This is a genomic window from Ekhidna sp. (assembly GCF_965212185.1).
In the GTDB taxonomy this organism is placed as follows: domain Bacteria; phylum Bacteroidota; class Bacteroidia; order Cytophagales; family Cyclobacteriaceae; genus Ekhidna.
In genome coordinates, this window is the sequence record NZ_OZ243102.1 from 2583793 (window position 1) to 2602656 (window position 18864).

The 18864-nt window shown below is 39.7% G+C and carries 24 protein-coding genes; 8 read left to right on the top strand and 16 right to left on the bottom strand.

Annotated features, from left to right (window positions below; genetic code table 11):
- Positions 1-129: a 30S ribosomal protein THX gene (locus tag ACOMC3_RS10995; RefSeq protein ID WP_420315936.1), complete on the bottom strand. Its 129-nt coding sequence runs from the start codon at positions 127-129 to the stop codon at positions 1-3.
- 80 nt (positions 130-209) lie between these two features.
- Between ACOMC3_RS10995 and ACOMC3_RS11000 the strand changes: the two genes are divergently transcribed.
- A complete protein-coding gene (locus tag ACOMC3_RS11000) occupies positions 210-1451 on the top strand; it encodes a DUF819 domain-containing protein (protein ID WP_420315937.1) in 1242 nt (413 codons plus the stop codon).
- Positions 1452-1634: 183 nt separating this feature from the next.
- Here ACOMC3_RS11000 and ACOMC3_RS11005 read toward each other — a convergent pair whose 3' ends face one another.
- On the bottom strand, positions 1635-1769 hold the full coding sequence (locus ACOMC3_RS11005) for an endonuclease domain-containing protein (RefSeq protein WP_420315938.1): 135 nt from the start codon (positions 1767-1769) through the stop codon (positions 1635-1637).
- 164 nt (positions 1770-1933) lie between these two features.
- Between ACOMC3_RS11005 and ACOMC3_RS11010 the strand changes: the two genes are divergently transcribed.
- Genes ACOMC3_RS11010 through ACOMC3_RS11020 form a run of 3 tightly spaced genes read left to right on the top strand, consistent with a single transcriptional unit; the run spans position 1934 to position 4539 of the window.
- Entirely contained in the window at positions 1934-2563 is a 630-nt protein-coding gene (locus ACOMC3_RS11010) for an alpha/beta hydrolase (RefSeq protein WP_420315939.1), read from the top strand.
- Positions 2564-2619: 56 nt separating this feature from the next.
- On the top strand, positions 2620-3978 hold the full coding sequence (locus tag ACOMC3_RS11015; RefSeq protein ID WP_420315940.1) for a M28 family peptidase: 1359 nt from the start codon (positions 2620-2622) through the stop codon (positions 3976-3978).
- A 15-nt stretch (positions 3979-3993) separates the two neighbouring features.
- Positions 3994-4539 (top strand): dihydrofolate reductase family protein, encoded by a 546-nt coding sequence (locus tag ACOMC3_RS11020; protein ID WP_420315941.1) that lies wholly within the window; start codon positions 3994-3996, stop codon positions 4537-4539.
- Between the two features lie 29 nt (positions 4540-4568).
- Here ACOMC3_RS11020 and ACOMC3_RS11025 read toward each other — a convergent pair whose 3' ends face one another.
- The 3 genes from ACOMC3_RS11025 to ACOMC3_RS11035 all read right to left on the bottom strand — a co-directional run bounded on the left by ACOMC3_RS11025 (position 4569) and on the right by ACOMC3_RS11035 (position 6681).
- Complete coding sequence (locus ACOMC3_RS11025) at positions 4569-5012, bottom strand: hypothetical protein (RefSeq protein ID WP_420315942.1); 444 nt, start codon at positions 5010-5012, stop codon at positions 4569-4571.
- A gap of 73 nt (positions 5013-5085) precedes the next feature.
- On the bottom strand, positions 5086-5616 hold the full coding sequence (locus ACOMC3_RS11030) for a DinB family protein (protein WP_420315943.1): 531 nt from the start codon (positions 5614-5616) through the stop codon (positions 5086-5088).
- 72 nt (positions 5617-5688) lie between these two features.
- Positions 5689-6681: an NADPH:quinone reductase gene (locus ACOMC3_RS11035; protein WP_420315944.1), complete on the bottom strand. Its 993-nt coding sequence runs from the start codon at positions 6679-6681 to the stop codon at positions 5689-5691.
- Between the two features lie 185 nt (positions 6682-6866).
- On the opposite strand from ACOMC3_RS11035, the gene dinB reads away from it, so the two are divergent.
- Positions 6867-7943 (top strand): DNA polymerase IV, encoded by a 1077-nt coding sequence (gene dinB / locus ACOMC3_RS11040; protein WP_420315945.1) that lies wholly within the window; start codon positions 6867-6869, stop codon positions 7941-7943.
- A 121-nt stretch (positions 7944-8064) separates the two neighbouring features.
- Positions 8065-8598: an ester cyclase gene (locus ACOMC3_RS11045; RefSeq protein WP_420315946.1), complete on the top strand. Its 534-nt coding sequence runs from the start codon at positions 8065-8067 to the stop codon at positions 8596-8598.
- A gap of 66 nt (positions 8599-8664) precedes the next feature.
- On the opposite strand, the gene ACOMC3_RS11050 is transcribed toward ACOMC3_RS11045, so the two are convergent.
- The 8 genes from ACOMC3_RS11050 to ACOMC3_RS11085 form a co-directional block, all read right to left on the bottom strand.
- Complete coding sequence (locus tag ACOMC3_RS11050; RefSeq protein ID WP_420315947.1) at positions 8665-9891, bottom strand: caspase family protein; 1227 nt, start codon at positions 9889-9891, stop codon at positions 8665-8667.
- An 85-nt stretch (positions 9892-9976) separates the two neighbouring features.
- Complete coding sequence (locus ACOMC3_RS11055) at positions 9977-11020, bottom strand: saccharopine dehydrogenase family protein (protein ID WP_420315948.1); 1044 nt, start codon at positions 11018-11020, stop codon at positions 9977-9979.
- 3 nt (positions 11021-11023) lie between these two features.
- Positions 11024-12265, bottom strand: a complete 1242-nt coding sequence (locus ACOMC3_RS11060) for a DEAD/DEAH box helicase (protein ID WP_420315949.1) — start codon at positions 12263-12265, stop codon at positions 11024-11026.
- A gap of 73 nt (positions 12266-12338) precedes the next feature.
- Positions 12339-13049, bottom strand: coding sequence for a cell division ATP-binding protein FtsE (locus ACOMC3_RS11065; RefSeq protein WP_420315950.1), 711 nt, complete (start codon positions 13047-13049; stop codon positions 12339-12341).
- Positions 13050-13056: 7 nt separating this feature from the next.
- Positions 13057-13260 carry a fructose-6-phosphate aldolase gene (locus ACOMC3_RS11070; RefSeq protein ID WP_420319313.1) on the bottom strand — a complete coding sequence of 68 codons (204 nt, stop codon included), beginning with the start codon at positions 13258-13260 and terminating at the stop codon, positions 13057-13059.
- Between the two features lie 51 nt (positions 13261-13311).
- Positions 13312-13968 (bottom strand): fructose-6-phosphate aldolase, encoded by a 657-nt coding sequence (fsa, locus tag ACOMC3_RS11075; protein ID WP_420315951.1) that lies wholly within the window; start codon positions 13966-13968, stop codon positions 13312-13314.
- Positions 13969-14146: 178 nt separating this feature from the next.
- The gene (locus tag ACOMC3_RS11080) at positions 14147-14296 is read right to left on the bottom strand and encodes a hypothetical protein (protein WP_420315952.1); all 150 of its coding nucleotides are present in this window, start codon (positions 14294-14296) and stop codon (positions 14147-14149) included.
- Between the two features lie 67 nt (positions 14297-14363).
- Positions 14364-15005 carry an NUDIX hydrolase gene (locus ACOMC3_RS11085; protein ID WP_420315953.1) on the bottom strand — a complete coding sequence of 214 codons (642 nt, stop codon included), beginning with the start codon at positions 15003-15005 and terminating at the stop codon, positions 14364-14366.
- Between the two features lie 74 nt (positions 15006-15079).
- Here ACOMC3_RS11085 and ACOMC3_RS11090 point away from each other — a divergent pair, with 74 nt between their 5' ends.
- Positions 15080-15793 carry a hypothetical protein gene (locus ACOMC3_RS11090; protein WP_420315954.1) on the top strand — a complete coding sequence of 238 codons (714 nt, stop codon included), beginning with the start codon at positions 15080-15082 and terminating at the stop codon, positions 15791-15793.
- On the opposite strand, the gene ACOMC3_RS11095 is transcribed toward ACOMC3_RS11090, so the two are convergent.
- The 3 genes from ACOMC3_RS11095 to ACOMC3_RS11105 all read right to left on the bottom strand — a co-directional run bounded on the left by ACOMC3_RS11095 (position 15778) and on the right by ACOMC3_RS11105 (position 18212).
- Entirely contained in the window at positions 15778-16791 is a 1014-nt protein-coding gene (locus tag ACOMC3_RS11095; RefSeq protein WP_420315955.1) for a tetratricopeptide repeat protein, read from the bottom strand. The genes ACOMC3_RS11090 and ACOMC3_RS11095 overlap by 16 nt on opposite strands.
- A 63-nt stretch (positions 16792-16854) precedes the next feature.
- Positions 16855-17601 (bottom strand): head GIN domain-containing protein, encoded by a 747-nt coding sequence (locus tag ACOMC3_RS11100; protein WP_420315956.1) that lies wholly within the window; start codon positions 17599-17601, stop codon positions 16855-16857.
- Between the two features lie 80 nt (positions 17602-17681).
- Positions 17682-18212 (bottom strand): thioredoxin family protein, encoded by a 531-nt coding sequence (locus tag ACOMC3_RS11105; protein WP_420315957.1) that lies wholly within the window; start codon positions 18210-18212, stop codon positions 17682-17684.
- 52 nt (positions 18213-18264) lie between these two features.
- On the opposite strand from ACOMC3_RS11105, the gene ACOMC3_RS11110 reads away from it, so the two are divergent.
- Positions 18265-18765 (top strand): metallophosphoesterase family protein, encoded by a 501-nt coding sequence (locus ACOMC3_RS11110; RefSeq protein WP_420315958.1) that lies wholly within the window; start codon positions 18265-18267, stop codon positions 18763-18765.
- The last annotated feature ends 99 nt before the right edge of the window (positions 18766-18864 follow it).

An 18864-nucleotide genomic window follows, 5' to 3' on the forward strand; every position in this document is an offset into this window, starting at 1 on the left:
TTATTTCTTTTTAGTGCTTTTCTTTGGTGCTACTGGTTGTGACTTCTTATTAGCGCTTCTTGGTCTGGTCACTCCATAAGTACCTTTAGAAATTTTACCTCTTCTGGTTTTTATATCACCTTTTCCCATAATTGTATTTTTTTCAAAAATAAAATATTCATGGATATGCTCAATGGAAATGATTATCCTTGAAGCCAATTCAAAATATTATGAACCAACCTCTAATCACAAATGATGCCGTAATATTCGGCATTCTAATGTTAATGTTAGGTGCAGTATTCTACACCAGCTCCCTAGACTCTCCATTTTGGAAAAAATTCTATACCTATATCCCCGCGTTACTGGTTTGCTACTTCTTACCCTCTTTACTAAAAGCAGTCGGTCTTATAGATCCATCGCAATCTAACCTGTATTTCGTTGCATCACGATACCTTCTACCGGCTAGTTTGGTTTTACTTACCATAAGCGTAGATCTTAAAGAAATTGCCAAACTTGGTTCAAAAGCAGTGATCATGTTCGTAACCGGCACAGTAGGAATCATGATCGGAGGTCCATTAACTATCATGATTTTTTCGCAGGTAGCGCCTGATTTAGTAGGTGGTGTAGCACCCAATGAAGTGTGGAGAGGGATGACAACCATTGCAGGTTCATGGATCGGTGGTGGTGCAAATCAAGCCACTATGAAAGAAGTTTTTGAAGTGAGTGATGAGCTGTTTTCTACCATGGTGACTGTTGACATCATTGTCGGAAATGCATGGCTTGGGGTTCTGATTGCAGGAGTAGCTGTCACTAAAATCATTGATAGAAAATTAAAAGCTGATTCTTCTGCGATCGAATCTCTGAAAAAGAAGATGGAAGACTATCAGGCCAGCGTTGCAAAAATTCCAACTTTAACCGATCTAATGAAAGTATTGATGATTGGTTTTGCCTGTACAGGGTTCGCTCATTTTTGTAGTGATTTGATTGTTCCATACTTAGAACAATTTCCAAAACTTGAGCAATACAGCCTGACTTCAGGTTTCTTTTGGATAGTAGTGATTGCTACTACTTTAGGAGTTATCCTTTCGTTTACAAAAGCTCGTGAACTTGAAGGTGTTGGTGCCTCGCGTATTGGTAGGGCATTCATTTATATCCTTGTAGCAGCAATAGGAATGAATATGGACATCCTGGCTATTTTCTCAAATCCTGGGTATTTCTTCCTCGGTATCACATGGATTTTGTTTCATGTACTCCTTTTGGCAATCGTAGCAAAACTGATTAAGGCTCCCTATTTCTTTATTGCAGTTGGTAGTACCGCAAATGTCGGAGGGGCGGCATCAGCACCCGTAATAGCATCTGAGTTTCACCCTTCACTGGCACCTGTCGGTGTACTCATGGCTGTATTGGGATATGTATTGGGAACTTATGGGGCATATCTATGTGGTTTGATGATGCAAGCAGTGGCGGGGTAAATACTCAAAAAATATTTCCATTCTTCATTTTCAAATATTGCTTGCTAACAACTAATCCCCTCCTTGGAGGCGCTGGGGGTGGGTTTCAATATTTCTTAAAATCTTATTTACGACCATTTTATTTTGTTTTTGACTTCAAAATCATCAAATCGCAAAATGCAAATCCCTCCAATCTCTTTTGTCTTATAGCGTCCTTTTGGGTTGATCTTCATATGTATGAGTAATTCCATCAACTTCAATTGCAAGAAATATATCCTTACAATAGAAATCAACAATATATTCATCTATTGGGACTTGCCTGCTAAAACGATAGCCCAACTGCTTATTTTTGATGTCATTCTATAAAAGAATTTCATCCAATGTCATATTTTGTCTTAGTTTTTTTTGCTAGAGGAACTAGCTTATGATTATATGGAATGATTTTACGCATATTTACAATATAACCCACCCCTATATCCCCTCCAAGAAGGGGACTTCTAAAAATGAAGCAACATCATATAGACATCAGTATTAAAGCATCGTTCTACACGCTCAATGATTTAACCGATCAAACAGAACGTGTTTGGTTGGTCTTTCATGGGTATGGTCAACTTGCTGAGTTTTTCATTAAGAAATTTGAAAGCCTTGATCCAAATAAGAACTTTATTATTGCCCCACAGGGGCTGTCCAAATACTACCTGGATGGAGTTTACGGTAGAGTGGGTGCTTCCTGGATGACCAAAGAAGATCGATTAACAGAAATCGAGAACCAATATTCATACATTGATTCGGTCCTTGATCAATTTGATCTTGGCAATAAAGAACTCATCTATTTTGGTTTTTCTCAAGGAACTGCCACGATGGGAAGGTATGCCGCACATGCTAAAATTCCTTTTTCAAAAATGATCATTTGGGCTGGTACCTTCCCGCCAGACACAAATCCTGAAGATTGGAAATATTTAACGGGTGAAGAGGAAATCAAATATTATACAAGTAGAGAGGATATCTACTTTAAAGAGGAGATGATCGGAAATCAAAACAAAGTATTGAGTGCGACATTGAATCGTTCTCCTGAATTGAATTGGTATGATGGTGGGCACAAGGTGATTTCAGAACTTCTAACAGAGATTTAGGCCATTTATCAAGTACTTTTTTCATCTAACATCAAGCTGTGTTAAATTTCGAGTGTATGAAGAATATTGCAATACTCCTAATCCTGTTACCGTGTTTGACTTTTTCACAGCACGAAGTGATGATTAAACAAATATATGATGAAGCTCTTTCCAACGGGCGTGTCTATGATGATCTAAGGGTGCTATGTAAAGACATTGGCAATCGACTTTCAGGGTCACCAGAAGCTGCAGCAGCGGTGGAGTACACCAAGCAATTGATGGAATCTTATGGATTTGATACCGTGTACTTACAGCCAGTGATGGTTCCACATTGGGTGCGAGGTAAAAAAGAGGTCGTTCGAGCCATCAATTCTGATAAGCATGGAACGTTTGAAATGAATGCCCTTGCATTGGGTAACTCGGTAGGAACCGGACCAGAAGGAGTTTTAGCTGAGGTTGTTGAAGTTAGTGGAATAGATGAGGTGAATGAATTAGGAAAGAAAGTTGAAGGCAAAATCGTATTCTATAATGGGGCCATGGACCCAACGATCATCAATACGTTTGGTGCATATGGTGGAGCGGTAGTTCAACGAGCTTCCGGAGCTTCAGAAGCTGCTAAATATGGTGCAAAAGCTATTATCATTCGATCAGTTACGAATCGGAAGGATGATATTCCCCATACTGGTTCGCTGAGATATAAGGCATTGATTAATCAAATACCTGCTGTAGCCATTAGCACCAATGATGCTGATCGACTCAGTCAGATTTTACAGGAACAAACACTCAAGGTTTATATCGAAACCCATTGCAAGCAACTTCCGGATGTGCTTTCCCATAACGTAATCGGTGAGTTGAGAGGGTCTGAATTTCCGGATGAAATCATTGCCGTTGGGGGTCACCTGGACTCCTGGGACGTAGGTGAAGGTGCTCATGATGATGGAAGTGGATGTATTCAGGCAATTGAAGCAGTAAGGTTGTTTAAAGCGCTGGACATTAAACCAAAAAGGACCATACGTGCGGTAATGTGGATGAATGAAGAAAACGGGGTACGCGGTGGACAGGAATATGCCAGGGTTGCAAAAGAAAAAGGTGAAAATCACATTGCTGCACTCGAATCTGATGCCGGAGGATTTCAGCCGATTGGCTTTTCAACGACGGGTTCTGATCAGCAAAAAGAACAGATCAAAGCCTGGAAAGATTACTTTACTCCCTATCGGTTGTGGAGTTTTGATCAGAATGGTGGTGGCGTAGATATTGGCCCATTAGCTTCTCATGGAACCTTGCTTATCGGCTTAAGACCAAGCACACAACGATACTTCATCTATCACCACACAGAAGAAGATGTTTTTGAGGCCGTGGATCAAAGAGAGCTGGAATTGGGTGCAGCCAGTATGAGTGCAATGCTGTATCTTCTCGATCAGGAAGGATTGAATTGATTAAATACTTAAGGCGTGCAAAAGAAGAACAGTGTTTACATCGCAACCAGTCTGGATGGTAGAATAGCTGACAGAAACGATGGAATTGCCTGGCTCGATTCCATTCCCATCCCTGAAAATGAAGACATGGGATACTATGCATTCACTGAGAATATCGATGCAATGGTAATGGGCCGTAATACATTCGAAACGGTATTAGGGTTTGATGTAGACTGGCCCTATCAAAAACTTGTTTATGTTCTTAGTAATACCCTAAAAGAGATTCCGAAAAGTCATGAAGGAAAAGCATTTCTGGTTAGTGGCACTCTGAAAGAAGTACTTTCAAAAATTCATTCAGAAGGACATACTCGTCTATACATAGATGGAGGCAAGACCATTCAGAGTTTCCTTAAAGATGACTTGATTGATGAAATGATCATTACCGCATTTCCCATTGTCTTAGGAGGTGGACCCTCACTATTTGCAGATTTTCCTAAGGAACTCCAATTTGAGTTGGAAAGCTCAAAAGTGTATTTTGATCAGTTGATACAGAATCACTTTATACGAAAGAGAAGTTCATAAAAAAGGCCCGAATGACTCGAGCCTATTATTTAATTTTTATCCTTAGATTTTAGTTTCTTCTTGATCTTTTCCTTGACCTCCTTCTGGATCTTTTCGACATCCACATCATCAGCATAATTGCTGTACTCTACGTACTTGGAGAAGTCAAAATCACTTTCGAAACCTTCAAAGTCCTCAAACATTTCCAGCATTTCTATGTCAATGTCAAGATCAATATCAGCTAACTCAGCAAGAGCAGCGTTTGATGCTAGCGAAGAAAGTTCTGCCAACTCAGATAATTCTGCTAAGCTTGACAATTCAGCCAAACTGGATAGCTCCGACAAGACAGATAGATGAGCCAATTCGGAAAGCTCGGCCAATTCGGAAAGTTCAGAAACATCCTCAATCTTTTTGAGCCCTTTAGTTTTATCCTTTTGAGCAATGGTGATCTGAACCAAGCCAAGTATCAATACGAATACAAGTAATCTTTTCATGTTGTGTAGTTTTTAAAAAGTACTCGGTGATACCTGGATGGTTACAAATTTTCTGAAATTATAATTTAAATCGTTACTCTCCTCCCGGTTGCATGCTCCATGGTGGAGTAACTCCATTCATTCTTGCATAAGCGATCATCTGGCCCATGTGTTCACTTGCATGATTCATCACTATATTGACCAGGCTCATTTTAGTGAAATCACCAGGAAAAGGCATTTCAACTTTCACACCCATGTCTTCTGCAGACATATTTTTAATGGTCGAAGTAACAAAATCGTGTGAATCGTTAAGCGCTTTAACCAACTCTGCTTTAGTGGTCAGGCTTTTTTCGATATTCATTGGGTCAATGCCATCGGGCATGGTTCCTCCCAGTTTCATTCCAAAGAAATAGTTTGCAGCAACAACATGGCCGATTACAGAAGAATAAGATCGAACTCCTTCTGCCGGACTCCAGCCAAATTTATCATCAGGCATGGCATCTGCCAGCTGAGCAATGCGTCCTTTTGTGAAGGTCATGTTTCCAATCGCTTCATTCTTAAACTGATCTTGAGCAATCAATGCGCAACTGATCAGTAGGGTGAATACAAATAATACTTTTTTCATGATTTCAGTGTAGTTAGAGTTTCTAACAATTTAATCATAAATAATCTGAGAATGAATTTTCAGTGATCCTCGCTATCCTATAATTTTTACAAGCGCTCTTCCTTTTTTCCTACCTTCAATATGCAGGTGTGCCTGAGCAATATTTTCCAAAGGATATATTTCCCCAATTGGCAAGCCAGTCCATCCTTCTGATAAGGCTTCAGCTAAATCATGAGCTGCAGCCTGTTTTTCGTCATTCTTAAAATCGTCACTTCCTAAAAAGAAAATAGAAATATTGGAAAACACTAACGGCCAAAATGGTATGCTGGCTGGATTTTGATTAGTCGCATAGGTGGCAATGGAACCGCCTTGTTTGAGTATTGCAACATTATTCTCAATATTAGCTGCAAAAGCCACTTCAATGATGTGATCGACCCCATCCGGATAATCATTTAGTACGTTTTCCTTTAATGAATCATTGACTAAATAAACTCCATCAGCACCAGCATTTTTTGCTATTTCAATATCCTCCGATTTCGTTACAGTTGCCAGAGTCTCTGCACCAGATTTTTTAGCCATTGCAATGGCACATTGCCCGACTGCTCCACTTCCACCCTGGATCAATACCACTTGACCGCCACGATTATTCCTAACCCCGTCTGCACCCACATTGACCGCCCGATGGGCTGTAATACCTGGAATTCCCATTTGTGCAGCTTGTTTGAGATCGACATGTTCGGCTAACTCAACGACGTTGATTTCAGGCACACTACAGTATTCAGCAGCAGTACCAAATTGTCGATATGATTGAGCTCCATAACACAAGACCTTTTTACCAATCCATGATTCCTCAACACCTTCACCAACATTTTTTATGTAACCTGCTCCATCACTATGTGGAATTATTTTATCATATGGCATGCCCACTCCAAAAGTATCTGCACGTTTCTTTACTTCACCAGGGTTAACACCGGAGTAATGGATTTTAATTTGAATCTCACCTCGCACAGGGAGAATGTCATCAACCCCTTCAACTTGAAAGACATCTTCTGCCTTTCCTTGCTTCGTATAATATGCTGCTTTCATTAAGTTTTCGTGATTTGAAGTGAGGTTTAATATTATATAATTCACCTCTGAGAATAAAAATAGGTAACATATATGATATCAGCAGTGAAGGGTCATTTTACCTTCATTTACCATTAATGACATAGGGCTGTCACTAATCCTATTTACATTGTGTTCTTATCTGCATCACATGCAGCTTTATTCAAATGGATCATTGCAAGATCATACATATCGACATGGATGCATTTTATGCATCAGTCGAGCAGCTGGATAATCCGGAGCTCAAGGGAAAGCCAGTGGCTGTGGGTGGTAACTCCCAGCGAGGAGTAGTCGCTGCTGCAAGCTACGAGGCACGCAAGTTTGGAGTGAAGTCAGCCATGCCATCAGCAAAAGCAGCTAAACAGTGCCCGCATTTAATCTTTGTCCCTCCTCGTTTTCCACGATATAAAGAAATCTCATACATGATACGGGAGGTATTCTTTGAATACACGGATCTGGTAGAACCCCTATCGCTTGATGAAGCCTACCTTGATGTTACGGAAAACAAAATAGGCTTAAACTCAGCCACCTTAATTGCCAAGGAGATCAAACAGAAAATAAATGAACGAACAGGGCTGATTGCCTCAGCTGGAATATCCTACAATAAATTCCTGGCGAAGACTGCCTCTGATATGGATAAACCGGATGGATTATTCGTGATCCTACCCGATGAAGCGGAAGACTTTGTTGCCAAATTGCCGGTTCACAGATTTCATGGAATTGGTAAAGTCACCGCCGAAAAGATGGTGAAAGCAGGCATCTTTACTGGTAAAGAGCTGCGGTTAAAGTCGTTGGAAGACCTTAAACTCCGGTATGGAAAGTCAGGACATTACTATTACAACATCTGTAGAGGCATAGACAACCGAGAAGTACAACCAGTTCGTGAAACCAAGTCTGTCAGCGCGGAACGAACCTTTGACCGTAACCTCTACGAAATGGAAGAGATCATGGATGAGGTGGATCGTATTGCAAAGATTTCCTTTCAGCGTTATCGCAAAAGTAAAGTCAGTAATGGTCACACCATCACCATTAAAATCAAATATGGGGATTTTCGTCAAATCACTCGCAGTAAGACCTCCGAGGAAGGAATCAATACAGAAGATCAATTTGTTAAAATGGGATTATCCTTGTTTTCGGAGGAGCTGATAAGTGAAGAAGGCATTCGCTTAATTGGGGTAGGCATCTCCAATTTCGCCAAAGATGAGCCTGCTGATGTTTCACCTCAGCTAACTATAGATTTCTAACCTACTGGATTATTTTACAACCTCTTTCAGTCTGTCCACACCCTTAATTCTACCATTCGCACCAATAGGAATTCATGAACGATATGACCGTGGTACTTTTAACCCATAATTCAATTTAACCATGAAAAAACTGTTTGCTACTTCCATCTTATTATCACTGATCTTTTCAGCCTGCTCTCCTTCCGCAGAAACCAGCTCCAAGTCCAAGGAAGAGATAAACAAAGAAATCGTTTTGACCTTCTTTCATTCAATGTGGAACATGCAAAACCTAGACACCCTCAATCACCTGCTTGTGCCTGGTTACATAGATTATGCTCCTTCAACCAACTTTAAAGGAAAGAGTTACACTGCTGAAACCATGCGAATCGGACGTCAACGATTTGCACAAATGATGCCTGATCTCAGGTATGAAATAGATGCAGTGATAGCTGAAGGAAATGATGTCGTTCTGTTCACCACAGGAAGATTTACACATAGTAATCCAACATTTACCCGCCTGGGGTTGGCACAGCCAACAAATAATGAAGTGACTTACAAAACCGTGTTTAGGTACACGGTTGAAAATGGCAAAATTATCAGAGGTTTCGACTTACATGACATGTACAATCGATGTATACAAATGGGTGTAATTGATACTTCAAGAGGCAATCTTTAGGTTAAACATTTTTATTTGTCTTCTCATATAAATCCCTTTTCGAAGGGATTTTTTTATTTGATCTATCTACTCTCTTTTGAGAAAGATAAAATCCCCTCCTTCATCGCCTGCCTGAGAGATAGGCCCATATTGAGGCACCTGACCATTAGGACTGTTGTTTATGACTGTCGTTTTGAAAGATCGAAACAATTGATCTGCTGAAATTAATGGTTCCTGATTATTTACAAGGTTTTTTATCAGGTATTGTATAAATACACTTTTGTCAGGTACTGTTTTCAAAGTTCCACTTGTCATGGCTTTTCTACTAGGTAATTTATAAACCTCCAAAATGGCTCTACTATTTTCGAATACGGCTCTTTCTTTCAAAATACCTCCGCTGAAGCATGCGTCCGAAATCAAAAGTGTGTGCTTGGATTTGATGCCTCCCACATAATCCCTTAATGTACTGTTTGAAAGCCAATAAGATTTTGAATCCAGTGAAGCATCACTTGGTAACCAGTATCCTTGATTCAGTTGTTCATTCCAGATCCCATGACCTGCATAAAAGATCAGTAAATTGTCTGTCTCCGTCACGACCCTTGTTAGCTTGTCAAGCGCCTCAATAATATCTTCCCTTCTCGGATTTTCCAGTACTGCTACATTCTCCTGATCAAAAGAATAGTGGTAAGTCAACACGGTAGCTAATTGCCCGGCATCATTGAGCGGATTGTCCAGATCCTGAATGTTTTCATCAGCATAATCATTGATGCCAATAATCAGCGCATAATATTTTCTTTTGCTCAGTTCATTTACAAGGGCCTTTCCTACTGCATCTTTTTCTCCAATATTACTTGTGGGTTGCTTGTCAACAGCTGTGCTAACTACATTTGACGCACTTGGAACATCTTTAAATAGAGTAACTGTGCCTGATACCAAAGGAGCGCAGGTATTGAGCTTCATATCACCTTTCCACTTCCCGGTGAGCATTTCCTTTCCATTATTTACCGAGTAATTAAGGTCATTTTTCGCCATACAGGCTAGGCCAGTCCGATAAATTATCTCATCACCTTCTAGAATCAACCGGCCTTTTTTATAGCTTCCCGTAATCGTGGCTTTTATTGAATCTTGTGAATTGAGATTCTTTGAAAAGATTGTTCCTGTCACATTGGTGCCGTTCTGAACCAAATCCACTCTTAGTTGTGAATGCTCCTTCAAAAAAGTTGAGTTACCTAACCATCTGCCGCTTATGTTGTCAGATTGGGCATCTACAACACTATATGGTAAGAATAGTAATGCGATTAGAATCTTTCTCATGCTTCTAGATACTCATTTGCTAACGGAAAAGATAAATCACATCGATCTATGAATTGCACACATACGATCAACACCGTACTACTTACTATGAGAGCTCACATCCCTCCAGTTCCAAAATCAATCCTTCACCATAGGCACTTGATGGTGTTTGAAAACCGGGTTTGAAGTCACCTGAAAGTATTTTTTTTGCTATGTGTACGGAAGCCAAAGCTGTCAACGTGTATCCATTAGGTGTTCTAAGTCTAGCCTCTTCACTTTTGCCATTGGCTTCAACCTTACCCCACAGATACATATTAGATTCCTGTCTTTTCTTTTCTTTAGGACCATCCGGGCGTTTGTCCATTTGCTTCATCAAGAAATTTCGAATCATCTTAGAGCGAAGCATAAATGATAATCGAAGGGCCTTTCTGACTTTTGCCAACTGTTGCTCATTCGTCCCCGAAAACACTTCAATATTAGGAATGCCGGTACTGTGATAAGCTGTAGAAATATCTCCCCAAGAGATACCCATTGATATCTGCTTAAAGTCACCATAATCAATCTCCATCACCGATTTTCCCATCGGAACACCTTCATAATCGCCATCTCTTCTTCTGGTCTGAGGTTCACCAAGATTTTCGATCATGGTCTTGGCTGTTCCACGTGATAGCTTTCCTCCCTTACTTACAAACGCCAGTTTCAAGTCAGTTGCAGATGGAAGTTTATTATGCAGGTGCTTTGCAAGACAGTCAGATGGCACTACATCAAAACCAGCTCCAGGAAGTAGCATAAGTCCTTTTTCTTTGGCTTTTTCACTATATTCTTTAATGAGGTCAAAAACCTGAAACTCACCCGTAATGTCCAGATAGTGGGTATTGGTAGCCAGGCACCCATGGACCATATTTTTTGCAGTGTAAACAAATGGACCTCCACAATGAATAACAACATCCCCTCTGTTTAGCCAATTTTCTAGCTTATCACGCTCAGAAACCTCAAATACATCGTATTCAAGATCCATTTTATTAGCATAGGTCATGGCTTTTTCTGGATTCCTACCGGCTATGATGGGCTTAATGCCTTGATTAAGGCATTCTTCCACAATCAATCGTCCTGTGTATCCATAAGCACCATATATGAGGAGGTTGTTCATTTGCTAATTTCGTTTCGGTCTCTTATTCCTTCTATATTGTTTGGACGAAGATTTTGATTGTGAGCGATTAAAGTTCTTCTTTTTATCTGATGGTGGCAAATCACCTAATTTTTCAGTGAGTTCAAATCCTTCAACTGTTTCTGCAGGTATCTTATTGCCTATCAGCTTCTCAATATCTTGCAAATATTCTAGCTCGTCCAAACTTACCAATGAAAGCGCAATTCCGCTTGCTCCTGCCCTTCCTGTACGTCCAATTCGATGTACGTAATCTTCCGGAACATTTGGCAACTCGAAATTGATTACATGTGGTAACAATGGTATATCCAAACCCCGTGCCGCAATATCCGTCGCTACTAAAACTCTTACATTTCCCTTTTTAAATCCATCTAGTGCCTTTGTTCTTGCACCCTGGCTTTTATTGCCGTGGATAGCCGCTGCACTGATATCTGCTTTGATCATTTTCTCAGTTAATCGATTAGCGCCATGCTTGGTTCTCGTAAAAACCAATACTTGTTGCCACCTACCACCAGCAATAAGATCAAGAATTAGATCTGTTTTTCGTTTCTTATCAACCCGATAAACCTGTTGATTGATCTTTTCTACTGTAGTATTCTCAGGAGTAGCTTCCACCATTTTAGGATTCATCATAAATCCATGCGCAAGTCGCTTGATTTCCTTAGAAAAAGTAGCGGAAAACAAGAGGTTTTGTCTCCGTGGTGGCAGTAGATTAAGTATTCGATTGATATCACGCTGAAATCCCATATCTAGCATCCTATCAGCTTCGTCAAGCACCAAAACCTCAACTTTATGCAAGGAAAGGACATGCTGATTATGAAGATCTAATAGTCGTCCTGGCGTAGCTATCAATACATCAACTCCTTTTTTTAGTGCTGCTATTTGTGGATTTGCCTTGACTCCACCGAAAATTACTGCTGAACGAAGATCCATGTAGGCTGAATAAGCTCGTACGTTATCATAAATCTGAGCAGCCAACTCTCGCGTAGGAGTAAGGATCAAAGTCCTGACAGGTCTATTATTTAGCTGTGGTCCATTCGATAGTATTTCGAGTATCGGTAAGGTGAAACCTGCTGTCTTTCCTGTCCCTGTTTGAGCGGAAGCTAGCACATCTTTCCTTTCTAGAATGATCGGGATAACCTTTGATTGGATTGGCGAAGGTTCAAAATATCCTTTTTTACTGATTGCTCTCAGCAAGGGCTCGGATAACCCCAATGAATTAAATGACATAAATATTATTTGAGGAAAGACTGTACGTTATGCCTATCCTATGGAATGCAAAGGTACGTCTAAAAAAATGAGCTTAATACCAGCCGCTTAATTCAAACTTTTCTTTTGAGGAGTCTAGAATTCTGCCTTTCTCACATTTGAGAACTCTGTGTGGGAATTTCTCAATGAATTTATGATTGTGAGTGGCCATTAGAACAGCGGTACCACTATTCTTGATCTCCTCAAATAGCTTGAGAATACCGTCGCTCACATCAGGATCTAAGTTACCTGTAGGTTCATCTGCAAACAGAATTTGTGGCTCATTGATCATGGCTCTTGCTATTACCACCCGTTGCTGCTCACCTCCAGATAGTTGATGGGGCATTTTTGCTGAAATCGCACCAAGGCCTACACGCATCAAAACTTCAGCGATACGGTTTTTCATTTTGGCGGGATCTTTCCAGCCAGTCGCCTTCATAACAAAGGTTAAATTTTCTGCAACCGATCGATCATAGAAAAGCTCAAAATCCTGGAAAATGATTCCAACTTTTCTTCTCAAATAAGGAATGTCTTTAGTTTTAATATTTCCGATTGAATAGCCCACCACTTCAGCATTTCCTAATCGTAATGGTAAATCGGCATATAAAGTTTTTAGTAAAGAAGACTTACCACTACCCGTTCGTCCTATCAGATAGACAAACTCACCTTTATCAATGGTGAAATCAAGTTCACTTAAGACTGTGTGATCTTCCTGGAAAATTGAAGCATTGGAAACCCTTACAACTGGTTCGTCAGAAAAAGACATGTATCTATTAAAGCTCTAGTTTTTGAAGTTTGCCATAGGGCAACTCCTGAATCAGGTGCTTAAGTTCCTGATCTTTTCCCTCAAGGCCAAATTTATCCATTCTTTTTAACGGACGATCTGTCCTAAAATAAGCTACCAAAACGAAGTTCTGGTCCCTGATTTGAATGTAGTCAGGAATCTTGGCTTTCCCTTTAACCTTGATGATGTACATTTCTTCTAAATTAATTAAATCTAAAGCTTCCATCATCAACTTCGAATTATCTTATTTGTTTGATTTTTTATAATCAGCCAAGAACTTTTCTAAACCACTGTCAGTTAACGGGTGTTTTAATAATCCAGTTATTACACTAAGTGGACACGTAGCTACATCAGCACCAATTTCGGCACACTGAATTAAGTGCATGTTGTGACGAATTGAAGCAGCTAAAACTTCTGTTTCAAATCCGTAATTATCAAATATTCCTACAATTTGCTCGATAAGCGCTAATCCATCGGTACCAACATCGTCTAGCCTTCCAATAAACGGAGAAACATAGCTTGCTCCAGCTTTAGCAGCCAACATAGCCTGCCCTGCGTTGAAGATGAGTGTACAGTTTGTTCGTATTCCTTCTGCTGTGAGCGCTGAGATTGCTTTCACACCATCTTTAATCATTGGAATTTTCACTACAATCTTATCATCAATCTTAGCCAGCTCCTTTCCTTCTGATACCATTTTGTCAAACTCTGTAGCAATCACTTCTGCGCTCACATTGTCATCTACAATGTTGCAGATGTCTTTGTAGTGTTTCAAAATATTGGCCTCACCGGTAATTCCTTCCTTCGCCATGAGAGAAGGATTGGTAGTTACACCGTCGAGTACGCCCAAATCTTGCGCCTCTTTGATTTCGTCAAGGTTTGCTGTATCAATGAAAAATTTCATCTAATATGGATTAATGTGTGGAATAGGAAAGAAAAAATGGCAAACGAAGCATCGCACCGCTACGACCGCCTACCCTTGCTACCGTCAGGTCCTGGGGGATTCAGCAGGAGCTGGTCGTACCCGTTTGCCGCTGCAAAATTAGTAAATAGATTACAAGGAATTAAGGAATATTGAAAGATTAGTATTCTTCGAGATGGCGATAGAAATTATCCTCGCTTCCATATGATTCAGATTCTTCCTTTTCTTCAAAATAGAGCGGTTCTTCACCTTCTATTCGATCATCAAAATCTGATGTATTATCATGAAAATCTTCTTCGAAAGCATTCATGATTCAAAAGTAGTTTTTAATATCATTCAATCGATGATAAACACATTAAGTCTAATTGAAAATTGTGTTACCTCGTTGGGTATTCTTTCATGATTTCTACCAATTCGCTTAACATCATTGCTGTTGCACCCCAAACTACACGGTCTTCAAGATCATAATATGGGCATATCATCTTAAATCCATTTCTAACAGTTATTTCTTTCTCTTTGAGCCTTGCATCATCAATCAACTGACCAAATTCTGGTGTTACAATATCTGCAACTTCTCGGGGTTCTGGTATAAATGAAGGTTTCTTTTCAATTTTCCCAATGACCGGAAGGACCATGTAATTACTGGCAGCAACAAAAAATTCTGATAAACTTCCAATTATTTCTATGTCATGTCGATTGATTCCAATCTCTTCTTCAGACTCTCGTAATGCCGTGTGGTATTGGTCCAGATCTTCCTGCTCGTATCGCCCCCCCGGAAGTGCCATCTGTCCACTATGTATACCCTCATAACTTGGCCTTTCAATGAGTGGAAATCTAACCATTCCATCGTCTTCATATAGCAAAATCAACACCCCTCCTTTACGCGGAGGAGTAGCATGTGTCATTTTTAATGGAGCTCCACTTGGCAGTTTTGGCTTCATTTTTTGATGCGCAAAATCACCGGGCAGTGAATTTTGCACACGCTTCTCCAAGAAACTGGTCAATTCATCGAAATTCATTTGGCTGCAAATTAAGCATGTATCATTCATTTCATTTTTATAATTAAATTGAACGTCACACCCTAATCACGAAAATGGAAGACATTCCCGGATATGTACCCGGCACATTTATCGCCATAGTAATTGCCGTTCTTGGTTTCATCTATTATGCAGTTAATAATGCCGCTCCAGGTAGGAAAAATCTTACCCCCTCTTTTGTAATTACGTTACTCATCGGATGGATATTCCTTATATGTGTTCTGACTTTCAATGGATATTTCACTAATCTTTCAGGAATACCCAAACTTCCAATGTTTGTTTCAATTCCTATCATTTCAATTATCCTCCTGTTTATATGGCCAAGAACAAGGGCCATTTTGATGGAAATGCCAATAACCACACTGCACTACCTGCACATTGTGAGAGTTCCTGTTGAAATGGTTTTATGGTGGCTCGCAGTTTCAAGAGCGATACCAATGGATATGACCTTTGAAGGATCAAACCTGGATATCATTTCAGGTATTTCAGCACCATTTGCAGCCGTATTTATGGTAGGCGCACGTAGTAAAAGTAAAATCGGAGCAATCATTTGGAATGTGTTGGCACTAGGACTGCTAGTAAATATTGTTTCAATTGCTATCAGCTACTTACCGTATTTCTATACACCTACTGGAGGTGAAGTGGGCAACCTGGGAGTGTTTTACTTCCCTTATGTATTACTTCCTACATTTATTGTTCCTGCAGTATTTTTCAGTCATTTGGTTGCGATATACCAATTGATCTTTAAGAAAGATCAACCGCAGTTTTGATTGTAAAATCGCTCACTCTCAGATTCATTTAGATCTTTGCCCTTTTTCCATGCATCACATGCTTTTTGAGTATTGCCAGCTTCTTTATGAGCATTACCAAGATAGAAATATAGCTCGTCAATAAATTCTCCTGTTTTTTCTGCTCGTTCCAACAAGTCAATTGCCTCAAGGTAACTTGCATTTTTCATCATGTAGATCCCTTTATTGCGATAGGCCCATCCATTCCTTGGATTTAGAACAATGCTTCTGTTAATGTCTTCAATAGCAGCCTCCAAACTATCCATTTGTAAATAGATATACCCCCTGTTATTTAGAAAGTAGGGCTCACCAGGAACTAAGTCTAAGGCACGATTCACTTCAGCAATCGCAGCGGTATAATTACCCTTTTTCAGCTCAATCAAGCTCAATAAACTATAAGCATTGGCATCATTGGCATTTAACTCCAAAGCCTTGTTTACAAGCGAAACGGCTGTGTCAAGCGCTGACTTAAAATAATAGATAGTAGCAGTATTTATTAATGTTTCCGGATTTAATGGATTTAAACCATCTGCTACCTGAAAGCTTTTTAATGCTTCATCGTATTGCCTCATTTTGGTCTGAACCAATCCTTGGTAGAAGTATACAAACGCAGAGTCTGAAACCATTGATTGAATGGTTTCAACATCTTTAATGGCATTCTCAAACTGACCAATTTCCTCATAGGCATAGGCCCTGTTGAAAAGTGCATCTAAATAATTCGGATCTATTTGGATGGCTTGATTGTAATCGAGAATGGCCTCATACGGGTGATCTGATTCTATGCGAGCAACCCCCCGATTATTAAGAGCTGGAGCATAATTTGGAGATTCTTTGAGTGATTGGTTATAAAGTTCGATTGCATTCTCGTAGTTACCATCTCTTAGCGCAATATTCCCCATCTGAAAGAAACGTTCAGTCCTTTCCTCAGATGATTCACATGCAAAAACCAATACTGAAAGTAGAAGAATATATTTTCTCATTTATCTATAACACAAAAGCCTGCACAAATGTATGCAGGCTTTCATGTGTTTTATTAAATGAGTTTAAGATTTCTTGACCGACCCTCCACTACTGGAGCTAGCATCTAAATAAGTGGGTGATCCTTTATAACGTATATTTCCTCCACTACTTGCTCTGGCATCTAGTTTGGTACTTACATTTACTTTAATAGACCCACCACTACTTGCTCTTGCCTCTACCTCATCACTTTCAAGATCATATCCATCATAATCCCCGGAGCTACTCACTTCTATATCTTGAGATTTTACAATACCTGCAATTTCAATTTCTCCAGCACTCGAAGCGTCTGCTTCTATTTCATTTGCCTCTATTCGAAGCTCTGCATCTCCTGCACTTGAGGCATCAATGGATACTTCATCAGCGTTTTCTATTTCTGCATCAATATCTCCTGCACTGCTCACATCAACATCGAAATCCGATCCTTCTGCATCTATAGCTCCATCTGAAGTCAACGAAGAAGCAGAAGATGATGAAATTCCTCTAAGCGACTTATACGTCACATAAACTTTGACATCAATGTTGCGGTGATTGTTTCCCTCTAAGTGAATCTTCAGACGGCTACCACTAATTTCAGTAAGTACTTCATCAAGGTCGTGACTATCGGAAACAATACGAGCTTCTTCCTTACTGCCTTTCTTGATGATTACATCAATTCCCTCATGTGCAGAGATTTCAGAAAACGAAGATAAATTCCGTGTTTCCTCTGATTGAGCAAAAGTGAATCCTGCTACAAGGATTCCGAGCATAGTTATTAAGAATGATTTTTTCATGATCTATATATTTTGAGTTAGGTGAGCCTTAGCCCGTCATTTAATACTATAGATTATAAAAAAAATAAAAGGTTGCAGATCTAAAGAGAAGATTTGTGATTTTTCTTAAAATCTTCAAAGGCTATAGTCTTGAAATGGTCACCTCCAATAAATAGTAAGATTGGTTCCATCTGCTCTGGCTTTAGATACCCAGCAATGGGCTGAATAATTCGAAGCTCTTCATCCATAAAAACTGTCGTTGGATAACTCAATTTATTTCTGGTCAGAGCTGCTGCTAATTCATGTACACCTCTTCTGCCCTGAGCGACAAAATTGAAGGTATGTCCTCTAAATTCTACAGATTCTTTTTGTTCTGCATTGAATTTGACCGGATAGAAATTTTCATTGATATACGTTGCTATATCTTCCTGACTATAAGTATTACGATCCATCACTTTACACCATCCACACCAGTCTGTATACAGATCAATGAGTAATTTCTTTGGTTCCTTTTCGTGTAAAGCTATTGCCTCTTCAAAAGTTAGCCACTTCACCTCCTGCTCTTTTGGTAAGTCAAAAGAGGATAGACCCAATAGAAGGGCAAAAACAAATAAATATTTTAGTGCTCGCATAATCCTAAAACGATTAAACCCATATTTATAGTTTCATACAAAGATAACGCCAATGAAGATAGGTCTTCTATCAGACACTCATGGATTTCTCGACGAAGGTGTATTTAAGCATTTAAAAAATGTGGATGAGATCTGGCATGCTGGAGACATAGGTACTGTTGAGGTACTTGAAAAACTTCAAAAATTTAAACCGACCATCGCCGTATGGGGGAATATTGATGGTGGCAAATTACGACAGGAATGTAAGGAGGGTGAGATTTTTGAACGGGAGGGTGTCAGAGTACTCATCACACATATAGCGGGCAAACCGCCAAAATATAACGCCAAAGTGCTCGGATATGTGAAGCAGTATAAACCCAAACTGCTGGTGTGTGGACACTCACATATTTTAAAAGTGATGCCAGATAAAGCCAACAACCTCCTCTTTATGAATCCGGGAGCTGCAGGGAAGCATGGGTTTCATAAAGTGAAGACCTTACTTCGTTTCGACCTTGAAGATGGGGAGATCAAAAATCTTGAGGTGGTAGAGATGGGGCCAAGAGCGAGAGCTTAAAATTTAGTTGAGCGAAAAATGCAACCTTTCTCTTTTTCAACTGTATTTCATTTACAATTATGAAAGAAACAATTTTAGTCTATTTTCGTATTTAATTGA